This window comes from Ensifer sp. ENS03 (assembly GCF_014852035.1).
Classification (GTDB): domain Bacteria; phylum Pseudomonadota; class Alphaproteobacteria; order Rhizobiales; family Rhizobiaceae; genus Ensifer; species Ensifer adhaerens.
The window spans coordinates 869,181-883,508 of sequence record NZ_JACVAV010000002.1 but is presented as its reverse complement, the minus strand read 5'-3'; the positions used below and the strand labels follow the sequence as shown (position 1 = coordinate 883,508).

Here is a 14,328-nt window from a genome sequence, read left to right as displayed (position 1 = left end):
TTGACTTGACTCCTAAAATACGAGGATTTATCACATTTGCAAATGTGAGAGATGCTCATGTTTGTTGGTGGAACCTCAGGAGGAAACGATGTCTCAGAAAGTCACACTGGTTTTGGGCGGTACCGGCAAGACGGGGCGGCGGGTGGCCGATCGCCTTCGGGAGCGGGGCATAGCGGTCCGCATCGGCGCCCGTTCGGCGTCGCCTTCCTTCGATTGGACGGATGAGGCGACCTGGACGCCCGCCCTTGAAAATGTCGATCGCATCTATGTCTGCTACCAGCCCGATCTGGCGGTGCCGGGCGCCGCCGACGTCATCGCCAAGTTTTCGAGCCTTGCCGTTCGCTCCGGCATCAAACGGTTGGTGCTCCTGTCGGGCCGCGGCGAGGACGAGGCGGAAGCCTCCGAGCGTGCGCTGCAGGCCTCCGGCGCCGACTGGACGGTCATCCGGGGCAGCTGGTTCTTCGAGAATTTCGACGAAGGTTTCCTGGCCGACGGCGTGGTGAGTGGTTCGGTCTTCCTGCCGGTGGACGAGGTCACCGAGCCCTTCGTCAGTTGCGACGACATTGCCGACGTGGCGGTTGAGGCCCTTCTGGACGATGCGCATATCGGCAAGGTCTATGCCTTGACCGGCCCGCGCCTGATGACCTTTGCCCAGGCCGTCGCCGAGATCGCCGCGGCCGCCAACCGTCGGATCTCTTATCAGGCCATTCCGGTTTCCGACTTCGCAGCGCATCTCAAGGCGGACGGCGTGCCGGATGACTATGTCGAACTCATCCGCTATCTCTTCACCTCGGTGCTCGACGGACGCAATTCCAGCATGACGTCCGATGTCGAGCGCGTGCTTGGGCGGCGTCCGCGCGACTTTGCCGATTACGCCCGGGAAACCGCAGCAACTGGTGTTTGGAGTCTTGCCGCATGATCCCGCTGATCCCCGCTCTGGCGTTTGCCGCCGCGATCGGTTCCGGCCTGATGGCCGGGCTGTTCTTCATCTTCTCGGTTTGCATCATGCAGGCCCTGTCGCGGCTGCCGCCGGAGCAGGGGATCGCCGCGATGAACGCCATCAATGTCGTGATCCAGAACCCGATCTTCCTCAGCGCCTTCATGGGCACGGCGCTGCTCGCCCTGGCGCTCGTCGTCGTCGCCTTCATCTCGGGGGGCGAGGGCAGGTGGTGGCTTGCCGCCGGTGGCATTGCCTATGTCGTTGGCGTGCTGCTGGTGACCATTGTCTTCAACGTGCCGATGAATGACGCACTCGCCGCGGCAGCCCCCGGTCAGGCGGCGACCGATCTCTGGCGTGAGCGCTATCTGACCGATTGGGTCTGGTGGAACCACGTGCGCACATGGGCCTCGATCGGCGCGCTGGCGTTTTTCGTTCTCGGTTTCGCCCGAGCCTGACGAAAAGCGCCGGCAAGTCGATCCTTGCCGGCGCCTGCACGCGTCCTGACCTTCAAGCCCATCCCGCCGTCAGGGCTTCGGAATACGCGCGTCGTATTGCGCTTCAAGGTCGGCAAACTTGCTCCAGAAGGCTGCCGGCTTTTCGCCTTCGAGCAGAGCGCGCAAAATGTCGAGGTGCACGTGCCAGCCGGCGGAGAAGCTGGTCATGACCGCGCGGTCGGCGATGCGCTTATGGGTGACGACGAGCAGCACCTTGTCCCCGCGGGGGCTGAGCTCGAAGCGGACCTCCGACGGGGTGCCGGTCTCTTCGTTCCAGGTATAGGCCAGTAGTCGTGGCGGCTCCCAGGCGAGCACGTGGCCGTAATTGCGCACCTCGCCGGCGTGCTCGGCGTATTTCTGCGGTGGCCGATCGTCCTCCGTCGTCAGTTCCGAATGGCGGAAGACGTGCTCGACCTCGGCCCCTTCCTTCGATCCGATCGTTCCGGACGCCATCCAGAGCCGGCGCTTGCTTTCCTCCGTCAGATAGGACCAGACCCGCTCGATCGGGCCGGGAAGCAGGCGCTCGATGCGCACCGCGTCCGGTGCGACGACACGGCCGTAGTCGGCGCCGGCAAAGGCTGTGGCAGACGAAGTCATGGCTTTTCCTCCGGATCAGTTTGGATTGTGGCGTCTTCGGCGAGAAGCAGCGCCTCGAGTGCGTCGATGCGGGTGCGCCAGAAGGCTTCGTAGTGGCGCATCCATTCCATGCCTGCATGCATCGGCGCGGCATCGAGCCGGCACACATGCGTGCGACCTTTCACTTCGCGGCGCACCAGACCTGCTCCTTCCAGCACCTTGATGTGCTTCGATGCCGCGGCCAGCGAGATCGAGAACGGCGCCGCAAGCTCGCCCACCAGTCTTTCGCCCTGCGAAAGGTCCTGGAGCATGGCGCGCCGCGTCGGGTCCGAAAGCGCGTGAAACACGGCATCGAGATGTGCGTTCTGATATTCAACCATATTGTTGAATATCCTCTCGCTCGACCTAATTGTCAACCGTTCGGTTGAATTTAAAAGAATCGCGAAAAGAGACCAGGCCGCGGTGGGTCGTCGTGGAGGCGCCGCCCCTTCCAGGCGGCAAGCGCATCGGCAAGATCGTCGGTCGGCACCATCTGGGCAAACTGTTCGCTTTCGACCAGCAGCCCCTCGGCGATCGACATGTTGAGGCCGCGGGTGACGGCGGTGATGATCGAGCGCACTGCAAGCGGGGAGTGGCCCATGATGCGTTTTGCCAGGTCACGGGCGGCCGACATCAGTTCCTCATGAGCGACGACGTGGTTGACGAGCCCCAGCTCCAGCGCGCGATCGGCCAAGAAATCCTCACCTGTCAGCAGCAGTTCAAGAGCGCGCTTGCGGCCGGCGAGCCGCGGCAGGCGCTGGGTGCCGCCGAAGGTCGGCGGCATGCCGAGCTTGATTTCCGGTTTGGCAAAACGCGCCCGGTCGCTGGCAACAGCGAGATGCACCGCTTCGGTGATCTCGCAGCCGCCGCCATAGGCAAGCCCGTTGACGGCGGCGATGACCGGTTTCGGGAAGGCTTCGAGCCGGGCCGTCAGGCCCTGGCCGCGACGGACGAAATCGCGCACGGCCGGGTTTACGCCCTTGGCCACGCTTTCCGAGAACTCATGAATGTCGCCGCCGGCGGAAAAGGCGCGGTCGCCGGCGCCGGTGATGATCACGGCGCCGACCGCGTCGTTCGCTTCGATCTGGTCGAGAAGGCTCATGAGCCGGTCGATCAGCTCGTAGTTCAGCGCGTTGAGTTTCTCTGGGCGGTTGAGAGTGAGGAGGGCGATGCCCTCGGAAATCTGCATCAGCACGGTGTTCGACATGGTTGCTCTCCGGCAGGTGTTGACGGGGAGAGGCTAGGTGAGGGAAGATGCCATGTATATTCACTAGTCGGTATACACGAGAGATGGCGAAAGCAGAGAAATCGACCCGGGACCTGATCGTCGCAGCGGCGGAAAAGCTGTTTTATGCCGAGGGCATCCGCGCCGTCAGCGTCGATGCGGTGGCGGAAGCCGCGGGCGTGACCAAACGCACGCTCTACTATCATTTCGACAGCAAGGACGAGCTGATCGCCGCCTATCTCGAAGGCCGCGACCAGCCCAATCTGAAACTCTTCCGCAAGTGGTTCGACGCGGGCGACGGGGACATTGCCGACAAGGTCGAGGCGATCTTCGTCAACCTGGCGCGGGCGGCGCGCCATCCGAAATGGAAGGGCTGTGGCTTCCTGCGCACCTCCGCCGAGCTTGCCAACATGCCCGGTCATCCGGCGATCCGCATCGGTGCCGCCCACAAGAAGAAGTTCGAGGACTGGATTGCCGAGACCTTTACCGAAGCCGGTGTCGCCGAGCCGGCCGTGCTGGCAAAGCAGATCCTGCTGCTGCTCGACGGCAGTTTCGCGGTCGTGCTGCTGCACCGGGATCCAAACTACATGGAGGTGGCGGGCAAGGCTGCGGCGACGCTTGTGCGGGTGGCGCTTGCCGGAGCAAACCCGAAGGCGCCATCGGAACATGCGGCGGCTTCATTCTGAAGCGAGGCGATTTCCGCTTTCAATCGGCTGCCGTTGGCGGGCAGTATGGGCTGTATCGTTATCAGCCGAACAACCAGTAGGCGTCGATGCTGCCGCGTTGCGGCGCGTCGAAGGGAGCAGAATTCCATGACAGTCAAGCGTATCGTCTCAAACCTCTACGCCCCGGACCCGCAAGTGGCGCGCGCCTTCTACGGCGACCTGCTGGAACTCGACGTGGTGATGGATCACGGCTGGATCCTGACCTTTGCCGCCGAGGGCAAGGCCGCGATGCCACAGGTGAGCATCGCCAGCGAGGGCGGCAACGATACGCCGGTGCCGGTGCTTTCGATCGAGGTGGACGATGTCGACCGGGCCTATCAGCGAGCCAAGGCCGCCGGTGTCGAGATCGTCTACGACATCACCAACGAGCCCTGGGGCGTGCGCCGTTTCTACATGCGCGACCCGTTCGGCAATATCGTCAACATCCTGGCGCACTGAGCAATTCCAGGAAAAGTGCGCAGCGGTTTTCCGTCCGGAATTGCGCCAGCCAAGCGAGCGAATTCCAGGAAAAGTGCGCAGCGGTTTTCCGTCCGGAATTGCGTCCTTGCAAACTCGCGAAGGACGCCGCCGGTTGGACCGGCGGCCTCTTGCATCAGGCGAGCGACAGCGCGTTTGAAAGATCGGCCACGAGGTCGTCGGGATGCTCGATACCGATCGACAGGCGGATGGTCGATTCCAGCACGCCGATGCGGTGGCGCACCTCGATCGGCACGCCGGAATGGGTCATCGCTGCCGGGTGGCTGGCGAGCGATTCCGTGCCGCCGAGGCTGACGGCGAGCTTGAAGATCTGCAGCGCATTGAGGAAGCGGAAGGCCGCCTCCTGGCCGCCAGCGATATCGAAGGAGAAGGTCGAGCCAGCGCCGGTGCACTGCGTCTTGAAAGTGCGGCCGACCGGCGTGTCCTCGCCGTGGAAGGGCAGGTAGTGGATACGCTCGACCTTCGGGTGGTCGTGCAGGAATTCGGCGACGATGCGGGCATTGTCGTCGGCCTTCTGCATGCGCACCGCCAGCGTTTCGAGCGAACGGCCGAGCATCCAGCAGGAATGCGGATCGAGCTGCGTGCCGATCGCACCGCGTAGCGCCTTCACCTGCTTCATCACCGCCTTGGAGCCGAGCGCGGCGCCGGCGATCAGGTCGGAGTGACCACCGACATACTTGGTCAGCGAATAGAGCGAGATGTCGGCGCCGTGCTCGATCGGCCGCTGGAAGACGGGCCCAAGCAGCGTGTTGTCGCAGGCGACGATCGGGGTATGGCCCTGCTTCCTGCCGATCGCATCGGCAACGCGGCGGATCATGGCGACGTCGACGAGACTATTGGTCGGGTTCGCCGGCGTCTCGATCAGGATCACCGAGACCCGGCCCTTGGCCATCGCCTCTTCTGCGGCGGCGCTGACGGCCGCCTCGTTCACGCCATCGGCAAAACCGACGGCGGAAACGCCGAGATTGAGGAAGGTGCGGGCAAGCAGCGTCTCGGTGCCGCCATAGAGCGGCTGGCTGTGCAGCACCGCGTCGCCCGGCTTGACGAAGGCGAGCAGCGTCGTGGCGATCGCCGACATGCCCGACGAGAACAGTGCGCAGCTTTCGGTGCGCTCGTAGACGGCGAGACGGTCTTCGACGATCTCGCTGTTCGGGTGGTTGAAGCGCGAATAGACGAGGCCGGCGCCGACACCCGCCGGCGGTTCCTTCCGGCCGGAGACAAAGTCGAAGAAGTCGCGGCCCTCTTCGGCGGAGCGGAAGACGAAGGTGGAGGTCAGAAAGACCGGAGGTTTGACCGCGCCCTCCGACAGTTCCGGATCGTAGCCATAGTTCAGCATCTGCGTTTCAGGATGCAGCTTGTGGTTTCCGATGTGGGTTTTGGAGGGATGCGGTGCGGTCATGGCTTGTCTCCTCAAGCGAAGCGGACTCGACTGACAGGCAAATTATATCAGATGCTTGGACCGATCCTTGCTATTTCCGGCGGGATCGCCTTGAGTTGCGCAAAGATTTGGCTGAGTTGAGAAGATATGGCGCAGAAAATTGCCGACGAGACGGATCGCAGGATTTTGAAGGAACTGGTGGCGGATGCCCGCCTGACCAACAACGAGCTCGCCGAGCGGGTGGGGCTCTCGGCGTCGCCCTGTCTGCGTCGGCTACGGCGGCTGGAGGAGACCGGGGTCATCCGCGGCTATACGGCTTTGGTCGATCCCGCAGTCGACGGCTGGACGATGACGGCGATTGCGACCGTCACGCTCAGCCGCCAGCACGAAGACGAGATCGTCATGTTCGAAGAGGCGGTGCGCGGCTGGGACGAGGTGCTCGAATGCCATCTGGTGACCGGCTCGCGCGACTACGTGCTGAAGGTGATGAGCGCCGGCCTCGATCAGTACGAGCGTTTCATCAAGGAGAAGATCGCAAGGCTCAAATGCGTCGCCTCGATCGAGACGAGTTTCGTGATGAACACGATCAAGGAGCGGCGAGTCTAGCGCCAACCCCTCCATAAGCCTCTGAAGCGGTTCGATAATCGTCCATCCGGCTTTGAAACCATCAGGGATGCCCTAGATTCGAGTTAGGAGGGCGTCCCACACGCTCGGCGGGCGCCTTGCTCTCTCGGAGAGAGACGATGGATTTCGCAACAGCGCTCGATGCCGCCGCTTCCTGGCTGCAGACGGTCTTTTTGAACGAGTGGACCTATTATCAGCTCGCCATCATCGTCGCCGGCTACCTGGTCTGCGGCGCACTGGCGAAGCGAATAGAGCCGCGGGTCGAAGCCCGAGCCCGTCTGATCAAGGGCAATCCGGATCTCTTGCGGGTCATCATCGCCTTCATGCGGCGGCTGCGGTGGCTGTTTCTGATCGTCTGGCTCTGGATCGCCGACGGCATGATCCTGCGCTTTGGCTGGCCGTCCTATCGCTGGCTGGTGGCGACCGCGCTGACGCTGACGGCGGCGTGGTTCGTCATCTCGGTGCTCACACGCATCATACGCAACCAGATGCTGGCGCGCGTCACCGCCGTCGTCGGCTGGATCTATTTTGCGCTCTATGCGGTCGGGCTCGACCGGGTGATCCTGACGACACTTGATGGCGTTGCCATCAATCTCGGTGCGGTTCGCCTGTCGCTGCTGCTCGTCCTGAAAGCCATCGTGCTCTCCGCCGCGCTGATCTGGCTTGCCGTTTTGATCGGCAATGTCTCGTCGCACTGGATCCAGCGGTCAGCGGACCTGACACCCTCCTTCAAGGTGCTGATCAGCAAGCTGGTCAAGATTGCGCTGATTGGCTTTGCCGGCGCAATCGCGCTATCGGCCACCGGCATCGACCTGACGGCGCTGACGGTTTTTTCCGGGGCGGTCGGTGTCGGCATCGGTTTCGGTCTGCAGAAGGTGGTTTCCAACTTCATCTCCGGTATCATCATCCTGCTCGACAAATCCATCAAGCCGGGCGACACGATCACGCTCGGCGATACCTTCGGGTCCGTGCGCGACCTGCGCTCCCGCTTCGTCTCCGTCATCACCCGGGACGGCAAGGAATACCTCATTCCAAATGAGGACTTCATTTCGCAGCAGGTGGTGAACTGGTCGTTCTCCAGCGACTTCGTCCGCATCGAGGTCGATTTCGGCACCTCCTATGACAGCGACCCGCACGAGGTGGCGCGCATCGCCATCGAGACCGCCGCATCGCTTCCGCGGGTGGCGAGCAGCTACGCGCAGCCGGTGTGCTGGATGACGGGTTTCGGCGCCTCGTCGCTCGATTTCAAGCTGAGGTTCTGGATTTCCGATCCGAGCAACGGGCTCACCAACATTCGCGGGCAGGTGCTGATGGCGCTCTGGGATGCGTTCAAGGCGGCGGGTATCTCGATCCCGTTCCCGCACCGTGAAATCATCATGAAGACGCCGGTCGAGGTCACCCGGGTTTAGGGGCCGAAGTGCCCGTCGACCGGTTCGCGTCAGGGTGTCTTGCGGTTGTGGCGATTGACTGGACACGCCGGGGAAGCGACATTGCCGGCGCCGGAACAGCCCGCAGTTGTTCCGGTGACCGTGCCAGCATCAGTGGGGACCCGACGCCATGGACCATCTTCAACAGACGCCGCTGTCGAGGTTGCCGATGCCGCGTTTTCTCTCGACGCTGCTGGCATCGTTCTCGACCACGGGGCTCATCGTCGGCGTCTTCTTCTTTGCCATGTCGCTGACGCCGAGCCTCATCCCGCGGCCCTATGTGGTGCAGGCGGTGATTTCGGGCCTGTCGCTTTCCGCCGGCTATGCGATCGGCGTACTGTTGCGTTGGCTGTGGTCCTTGCTCGACCTGCCGGAGATCCACGGCCGCACAGGCCTTACGGTGAAGGTGCTAGCGGCGCTCGGCTGCACCGCGGTTGCGCTCGCCTTCCTCTGGCGCGCCGCCTACTGGCAGAACACGGTGCGGCAGATCATGGGGCTCGACCCGGTCGAAAGTGCTGAGCCGTTCAAGCTCGGGCTGATCGCGGCACTCGTGTTTGTCGCCATCGTGCTCATCGCGCGCCTGTTCCGCTTGACCTTCCGGTTTCTGACCCGCCGCTTCGAGCATGTGTTGACCCGGCCGCTGGCAAAGGTCGCGGCCGTCGTTGCCGCCGTTGCGCTGTTCTGGTCCGCCGTTGACGGCGTCATCTTCCGCTTCGCGCTGCATGCGGCCGACAGCTCGTTCCAGCGGTTGGACGCGCTGATCGATCCGGATGTCGCGCCGCCGACCGATCCGTTGAAGACCGGCAGCAACGCGTCGCTGATGACGTGGGACGAACTCGGCCGCCAGGGGCGCCAGTTCATCGCTTCCGGTCCGGCGGCGAAGGACATCGGCGGCTTCTTCGGCGGAGAGGCAAAAGAGCCATTGCGCGTCTATGCCGGCCTCAATTCGGCCGAGACCGCCAAGGAGCGGGCGAAGCTCGCGCTGGAGGAATTGAAGCGCGTCGGCGGCTTCGAGCGCACGAACCTTCTGATCGTGGTGCCGACCGGCACCGGCTGGATCGATCCGCCCGGCCTCGATTCGCTCGAATATCTGATGAAGGGCGATGTCGCCAGCGTCGCTGTGCAGTATTCCTATCTCACGAGCTGGCTGTCGCTGCTGGTCGAGCCGGAATATGGCGCGGAGACGGCCGATGCGCTCTTCGATGCGGTCTATGGCTACTGGACGACGTTGCCGAAGGACAGAAGGCCGAAGCTCTATCTATATGGCCTCAGCCTCGGCTCGATGAACTCGCAAGGCTCGGTCGATCCCTTCGATATCATCAGCGATCCGTTCCAGGGCGCGCTCTGGGTCGGCTCGCCGTTCCCGACCAAGACCTGGCTGCAGATCACCCGAAACCGCAATCCGGGCTCGCCGGAGTGGCGGCCGCTTTATCGCGACGGCTCGGTGATCCGTTTCACCAATCAGGAGAATGCGCTGAACATCCCGGGCGCGACCTGGGGCAATGTCCGCATCGTCTATCTGCAATATGCCAGTGACCCGATCACCTTCTTCGATCCATATTCCTTCTACCGCGAGCCCGACTGGATGAAGGCGCCGCGCGGTGCCGACGTCTCTCCTGCGCTCAGATGGTTCCCCGTCGTCACCATGTTCCAGTTGCTTGCCGACATGGCGCTCGCGACGACCTCGCCGATCGGCTACGGCCATGTCTATGCGCCGGAGCACTATATCGACGCGTGGATGCAGGTGATGGCACCGGCTGATGTCAGCGAGGCGGATGCCGAGCGGCTGAAGGCGCTGCTCAAGGGTCGCTACTGAGCCTGCTTGTCGCCGGACCGCTCGCCACGCAGGTGCGCGGCGATCTGGTTGGCGAAGGCCTGGATCAGCGGCTCCTCCGCCTTTTCCGTCGGGCAGAGCAGATAGTAGCCGGCCGAGGCCGGTATCGCCGTCGGGAAGGGCTGGATCAGGCGTCCTTCGTAGAGATAGGAGCGTGTCAGCACGTCGGAGACGAGCGCGATGCCCTGGCCCTGTAGCGCCGAGGCGACGGCGATCGCGACCGATTGCACCCGCACGCTCCGGCTGCCTTCGAGCGAAATGCGCGATGCGGCCGACCAGCGCGTCCATTCCCGGCCGTCATCCTCATGCAGCAGCGTGACGTCGCGCAGCTTCCGCTCGCGCAGCGGGCCTTCGAGCCGGGGGAAGAGGAGCGGCGAGCAGACCGTCCTGAGCTTCACGTCGCTGACTGCCTGCCACCACAGGCCGTCGAAGGGCGGATTGTCGTAGACGACGGCGAGATCGACATCGTCCCAGACGACGTCGCTGGCGCGGATGCAATTGCGCATCGAAAGATCGGTGACGCCGCGCGCACCCGCGAACTGTACGAGGAGGCCGGCCATCCATGCAATCGCGAGCGCCGGGGGCAGGCCGACCGTCAGCTTGCGCTGGTGGCTTTCGAGCCGTCGGTCGGTGCCGTCCTCGACGGCGGCGGCAAGGTTGCCGATCGCGTGGGAAACCGTCTGCGCGAACTCGCGGCCGGCGGCCGTGAGCTTGATGTTACGGCCGGATTTTTCAAGCAGCGTCAGGCCGGTCGTCTCCGAAAGCCGGCGCAGCTGCAGCGACACGGCGCCGGGACTCAAGCCCAGCTCATCCGCCGCCTGGCGCACGGAACCGATGCGCGCGACCGCCTCGAACGCCCGGATATAGGGCAGGAAATGCAACGCCTTCACGTGAGCCCTCCCGCTCTGATCGCGCCCCTCACGGCGTGAAATCGTTTAGCCAGACTGCACAATATCAAGCATAAAAAATCGCTATTCCCAATCGATTTTTGCTCCTATGAATCTGACCGGAGAGAGGGAGGACTACGATGATCGAGGCACAACCGTTTGATTTTCCTTATGATGGAAAGCTGGTTCCGGCGCAGACGGCGCTGATGGTGATCGATCTGCAGATCGACTTCTGCTCGCCCAACGGTTACTTCGCCTCGATGGGCTACGATCCGGCGCCGCTGGCCGCGATCGTGCCCGCGGTCAACCGGGTGATTGCGGCGGCACGGCAAGCCGGCTGCCTGATCATCCACACGCGCCAGGGCTACCGCGCCGATCTCGCCGACATGACGCCTTACGAGAAATGGCGGCGCAAGCGCTCCGGACTTGAGAACACGCAGGTGCTTTTGCGTTCCAGCCCCGGCTTCCAGTTGCTCCCGGAACTCGATGTCGCCGACACCGACGTCATCATCGACAAGACCTGCAACAGTTCCTTCACCTATACGGATCTCGAGCATGTCTTGAGATCCCAGGGCATCACCCACATGCTCTTTACCGGCTGCACCACTGACGTTTGCGTGCATACGACGCTGCGCGAAGCCTGCGACCGCAATTTCCAGTGCCTGACGATTTCGGACTGCTGCGCCAGCGGCGAGCAGTGGGCGCATGAGGCGGCGATCAACATGATCTCGATCGAGAACGGCATCTTCGGGACGGTCTCGACCAGTGATGCCGTAATTGCCGGACTGGCCAAGGCCGCCGCCCGCTAGCCCTCTGGCACCGCGTAATTCCGGACGAAAAGCCGCTTCACGCTTCTCCTGGAATTGCTCCAGGCGCGGTCCTCACATTTCCAAAGCCTTTTGCCAACCGTTCAACGGAATGATGCCCCATGCAAAGATACATCTCGCTGATGCGACTGACCTCGAAGGGACTGGCCGAGCTTGCCGATAGTGGCAGCCGGCGCAAGGTGAGCGAGGATCGGGTCGCAGCGCTCGGCGGCCGCTCGGTCGCCTTCTATGCCACGCTCGGGACCTATGACTTCGTCCAGGTTTTCGAGATGCCGGACAATGCGTCGATGATGCAATACGTGCTGACGGCGCGGCGCGACGGCTTTGTGGATCCGCTCATCCTTCCTGCCTTCGACAGCCAGACCTATGGCGACATCGTCGGCCGCGTTTCACCAGCACAATGAGGGGAATGAAGATGATCAGACTGGCATCCTGCGCAACCCTTCTTGCAGCCGCCGTGCTTACGGCCGGCGCCGCACAGGCCGAGCCGCCGGCTTTCGCCGCCGATGGAGAGGTTGGCGTGTGCACCACCGCGGCCTTTCCGCCGCTTTCCTTCAAGGAACATCCGGCCGATGCGAAGCCGACCGGCATCGACATCGAGATCGCCGAAGCGTTGGCCGCGCAATGGAATGCGAAGGTGAACTACACTGTCACCGAATTCGCCGGCCTCTTGCCGACGCTCGGGGCAGGGCGCTGCGACGTCATCGTCAGCGGCATCTACATCAACGCCAAGCGGCGCGAAACCTATGACGGCGTGCCCTACATGAAATCGGCGACCGCCATGGTCACCAAAGCGGGCAGCGATACGATCAAGGCGCCGGAGGATCTCAGCGGCAAGGTCATCGCGCTCGAAGCCGGCGCCTACTACAAGGAAGAGCGGATCGGGCCCTTAAACGAGGCGCTCGCGGCCAAGGGGCTGCCGCCGGTCGATGTGCAGGAATACCCGACCCAGCAGGCCGCCTACCAGCAGGTGCTCGTCGGCCGCGTCGATGCGACCGTGACGGAAGAGGCGGAGGGCGCCTATCGCGCGTCGCGTTCCGACGGCGCGCTCACGCTCCCCTATATCTGGGCCTCGGATTTCAAATACGGCATCTACAGCCGCCGTGACGGTGGCGATGCAGCCGCGGTGAAGGCAGGGTTGAGGGCCTTGAAGGCGAAGGGCTTCTTCGGCGATCTCGCCAGGAAGTACGGGCTCGATCCGGCTCTGTTCGACGTCGACTACGACTCCTGAGCGAAAGGAGGCGGGGCATGAACTTCGATACGAAACTGTTTTTCGATGCCCTGACCATGCCCGTCATGTTGCAGGGGGCGGGCATCGCCATCCTGCTGTCGATCCTGGTGCAGGCGGCGTCGTTCCTGCTCTGCCTGCCGCTGGCCGTCGCGCTCAATTCGATGGCGGCGGTCAGGCGCACAGCGGCGCAGGTCTATGTCTGGTTGTTTCGCTCGGCGCCGCTGATCCTCGTGCTCCTGATCGTCTGGAACGGCGCACCGCAGCTTTTTCCGGGGCTGACGCGGGCGCCCTGGTACACGCCCTTCGTCGCCGCCTTCATCGCGTTTACGCTGGTGACGGCCGCCTACATGGCGGAGGCGATGCGCGGGGCGCTTGCGGCGATCGGCCAGGGGCAGACGGACGCCGCCCGCGCGCTTGGGCTCAATCGCTGGCAGACCTTCTTTCTGGTGGTCCTCCCGCAGGCGCTCAGGATCGTCATGCCGGTGCTGGTCAACGAATTCATCAACCTGATCAAGCTGACCTCGCTCGCCTATGTAATCTCGATGCGCGAGATCATGGCGGTCGTCAACGACGCGATCGCCTCCAGCTTCCGCTTCGTCGAGTGGTATTCGGCAGCGCTGGTCTACTATCTCGCGATCGTTTCGATCCTGATGTTTCTCCAGCGGCTGATCCAGCGGCGCATGGCCTAGCCCGCTTCCGAATTCGGCACCGGCAGCGTCGCGAGCAGATCGGCCATGGCGGCGATGATCTTGCGGTGCTGGTGGGCGTGGCGGGTACGCAGGCTGGTGGCGGCATAGACCGTTTGCGGGATGACGGGCGCGTCCTGAACGCGCGCGGCAAATCCATCGTCCGCCAGCCGCTCGGCCGTCGCTGCCGTCACGTAGGCCGATCCGCCGAGTGTGCGAAGCAGCCGGGTGATCGCCATGTTCTGGCCGGCAGCAAGCAGCGCTGCGGAGAGATGCGGCAGCGCCAGCCGGTGGGCGCGATCGAAGCCTGGCGAATAGCTTGAGCGGATGTAGCTCTCGGAGCGGATCTCGGCGAGCATCTGCGCCTCCGTGCTCACCATCACGTAATGCAGATCGCCGATCCTTTCGTAATAAAGATCGGGCAGGTAGTGGGGCGTGTAGAGGATCGCCAGATCCAGGTCGCCAGCGCCGAGATCGCGGTTCATCTGGTTGGAGTAGTCCGCCTCCATATAGATCTCGATGCCGGGCAGCTCCCGGCGGATCGTCGCCATCCATTCCCCGGCAAAGGCTTCCGCCAGATCATGCTGGACACCAAGCCGCATGGAGCGCTCCAGCGCGCCGGCGTTGGTGACCGCGCGTGTGGCCTCATGCCATTGGTTTTGCAGGGCTTTTGCGTAATCTAGAAAGCGCAGGCCGGCGGCCGTCGGCACGGTGCCGCCCTTGTTGCGGGTAAAGAGCTTGCGGTTGAACTGCGCCTCCAGTGCCTTCACCCGATGTGAGACGGTCGACTGGGTAAGATTCAGGCGCTCGGCGGTGCGGTTGAAGGAGCGGCTCTCCATCAGGTCCAGGAAGGTTTCGATCAGCTCCACCTGCATGCCGTTCTCTCCCGCTGCAATCGCTCCAATCTAATCGAAAACATCGATCAATAAAGCCTGTTTCCGTTGCTTGATGGCGCCCG

17 protein-coding genes are annotated in these 14,328 nt (G+C 63.4%); 11 read left to right on the top strand and 6 right to left on the bottom strand.

The window, feature by feature from the left end:
• Window positions 1–88: 88 nt before the first annotated feature.
• Both IB263_RS11015 and IB263_RS11010 read left to right on the top strand, forming a co-directional pair.
• The gene (locus IB263_RS11015; protein WP_192438483.1) at window positions 89–919 is read left to right on the top strand and encodes an NAD(P)H-binding protein; all 831 of its coding nucleotides are present in this window, start codon (window positions 89–91) and stop codon (window positions 917–919) included.
• On the top strand, window positions 916–1,395 hold the full coding sequence (locus IB263_RS11010) for a DUF1772 domain-containing protein (protein ID WP_034791970.1): 480 nt from the start codon (window positions 916–918) through the stop codon (window positions 1,393–1,395). Before IB263_RS11015 ends, IB263_RS11010 begins: the two co-directional genes overlap by 4 nt.
• Before the next feature lie 69 nt (window positions 1,396–1,464).
• Here the strand turns inward: IB263_RS11010 and IB263_RS11005 are convergent, their stop codons facing one another.
• From IB263_RS11005 to IB263_RS10995, 3 genes are read right to left on the bottom strand one after another with little or no spacing between them, the layout of a single operon-like run.
• Window positions 1,465–2,031, bottom strand: a complete 567-nt coding sequence (locus tag IB263_RS11005) for an SRPBCC family protein (RefSeq protein WP_090294387.1) — start codon at window positions 2,029–2,031, stop codon at window positions 1,465–1,467.
• Window positions 2,028–2,390: a helix-turn-helix transcriptional regulator gene (locus IB263_RS11000; protein ID WP_034791974.1), complete on the bottom strand. Its 363-nt coding sequence runs from the start codon at window positions 2,388–2,390 to the stop codon at window positions 2,028–2,030. Before IB263_RS11000 ends, IB263_RS11005 begins: the two co-directional genes overlap by 4 nt.
• Window positions 2,391–2,440: 50 nt before the next feature.
• Window positions 2,441–3,256 (bottom strand): crotonase/enoyl-CoA hydratase family protein, encoded by an 816-nt coding sequence (locus IB263_RS10995; RefSeq protein ID WP_192438482.1) that lies wholly within the window; start codon window positions 3,254–3,256, stop codon window positions 2,441–2,443.
• Between the two features lie 83 nt (window positions 3,257–3,339).
• Between IB263_RS10995 and IB263_RS10990 the strand changes: the two genes are divergently transcribed.
• Together IB263_RS10990 and IB263_RS10985 are read left to right on the top strand one after the other, a co-directional pair.
• Window positions 3,340–3,960, top strand: coding sequence for a TetR/AcrR family transcriptional regulator (locus tag IB263_RS10990; protein WP_192438481.1), 621 nt, complete (start codon window positions 3,340–3,342; stop codon window positions 3,958–3,960).
• 126 nt (window positions 3,961–4,086) lie between these two features.
• Window positions 4,087–4,437, top strand: a complete 351-nt coding sequence (locus tag IB263_RS10985; protein WP_034792008.1) for a VOC family protein — start codon at window positions 4,087–4,089, stop codon at window positions 4,435–4,437.
• Between the two features lie 154 nt (window positions 4,438–4,591).
• Here IB263_RS10985 and IB263_RS10980 read toward each other — a convergent pair whose 3' ends face one another.
• The gene (locus IB263_RS10980) at window positions 4,592–5,875 is read right to left on the bottom strand and encodes a cystathionine gamma-synthase family protein (RefSeq protein WP_034792023.1); all 1,284 of its coding nucleotides are present in this window, start codon (window positions 5,873–5,875) and stop codon (window positions 4,592–4,594) included.
• Window positions 5,876–6,001: 126 nt separating this feature from the next.
• Between IB263_RS10980 and IB263_RS10975 the strand changes: the two genes are divergently transcribed.
• From IB263_RS10975 to IB263_RS10965, 3 genes are all read left to right on the top strand, one after another.
• A complete protein-coding gene (locus IB263_RS10975; protein WP_034792047.1) occupies window positions 6,002–6,460 on the top strand; it encodes an Lrp/AsnC family transcriptional regulator in 459 nt (152 codons plus the stop codon).
• A 137-nt stretch (window positions 6,461–6,597) separates the two neighbouring features.
• Window positions 6,598–7,887, top strand: a complete 1,290-nt coding sequence (locus IB263_RS10970; RefSeq protein ID WP_060515860.1) for a mechanosensitive ion channel family protein — start codon at window positions 6,598–6,600, stop codon at window positions 7,885–7,887.
• Between the two features lie 148 nt (window positions 7,888–8,035).
• Window positions 8,036–9,721, top strand: coding sequence for an alpha/beta-hydrolase family protein (locus IB263_RS10965; RefSeq protein WP_192438480.1), 1,686 nt, complete (start codon window positions 8,036–8,038; stop codon window positions 9,719–9,721).
• Here IB263_RS10965 and IB263_RS10960 read toward each other — a convergent pair.
• On the bottom strand, window positions 9,715–10,629 hold the full coding sequence (locus IB263_RS10960) for a LysR substrate-binding domain-containing protein (protein WP_060605667.1): 915 nt from the start codon (window positions 10,627–10,629) through the stop codon (window positions 9,715–9,717). The two genes, IB263_RS10965 and IB263_RS10960, sit on opposite strands and share 7 nt — an antisense overlap.
• Window positions 10,630–10,766: 137 nt before the next feature.
• On the opposite strand from IB263_RS10960, the gene IB263_RS10955 reads away from it, so the two are divergent.
• The 4 genes from IB263_RS10955 (at window position 10,767) to IB263_RS10940 (ending at window position 13,373) form a co-directional block, all read left to right on the top strand.
• A complete protein-coding gene (locus IB263_RS10955) occupies window positions 10,767–11,435 on the top strand; it encodes a cysteine hydrolase family protein (RefSeq protein ID WP_089043394.1) in 669 nt (222 codons plus the stop codon).
• 119 nt (window positions 11,436–11,554) lie between these two features.
• The gene (locus IB263_RS10950) at window positions 11,555–11,857 is read left to right on the top strand and encodes a GYD domain-containing protein (RefSeq protein ID WP_034792064.1); all 303 of its coding nucleotides are present in this window, start codon (window positions 11,555–11,557) and stop codon (window positions 11,855–11,857) included.
• A gap of 11 nt (window positions 11,858–11,868) precedes the next feature.
• Window positions 11,869–12,684, top strand: a complete 816-nt coding sequence (locus IB263_RS10945) for a transporter substrate-binding domain-containing protein (RefSeq protein ID WP_180316606.1) — start codon at window positions 11,869–11,871, stop codon at window positions 12,682–12,684.
• Window positions 12,685–12,701: 17 nt separating this feature from the next.
• Window positions 12,702–13,373 (top strand): amino acid ABC transporter permease, encoded by a 672-nt coding sequence (locus tag IB263_RS10940; RefSeq protein WP_034792072.1) that lies wholly within the window; start codon window positions 12,702–12,704, stop codon window positions 13,371–13,373.
• Here the strand turns inward: IB263_RS10940 and IB263_RS10935 are convergent.
• Window positions 13,370–14,245: a LysR family transcriptional regulator gene (locus IB263_RS10935; protein WP_134888002.1), complete on the bottom strand. Its 876-nt coding sequence runs from the start codon at window positions 14,243–14,245 to the stop codon at window positions 13,370–13,372. The genes IB263_RS10940 and IB263_RS10935 overlap by 4 nt on opposite strands.
• Window positions 14,246–14,328 lie beyond the last annotated feature (83 nt).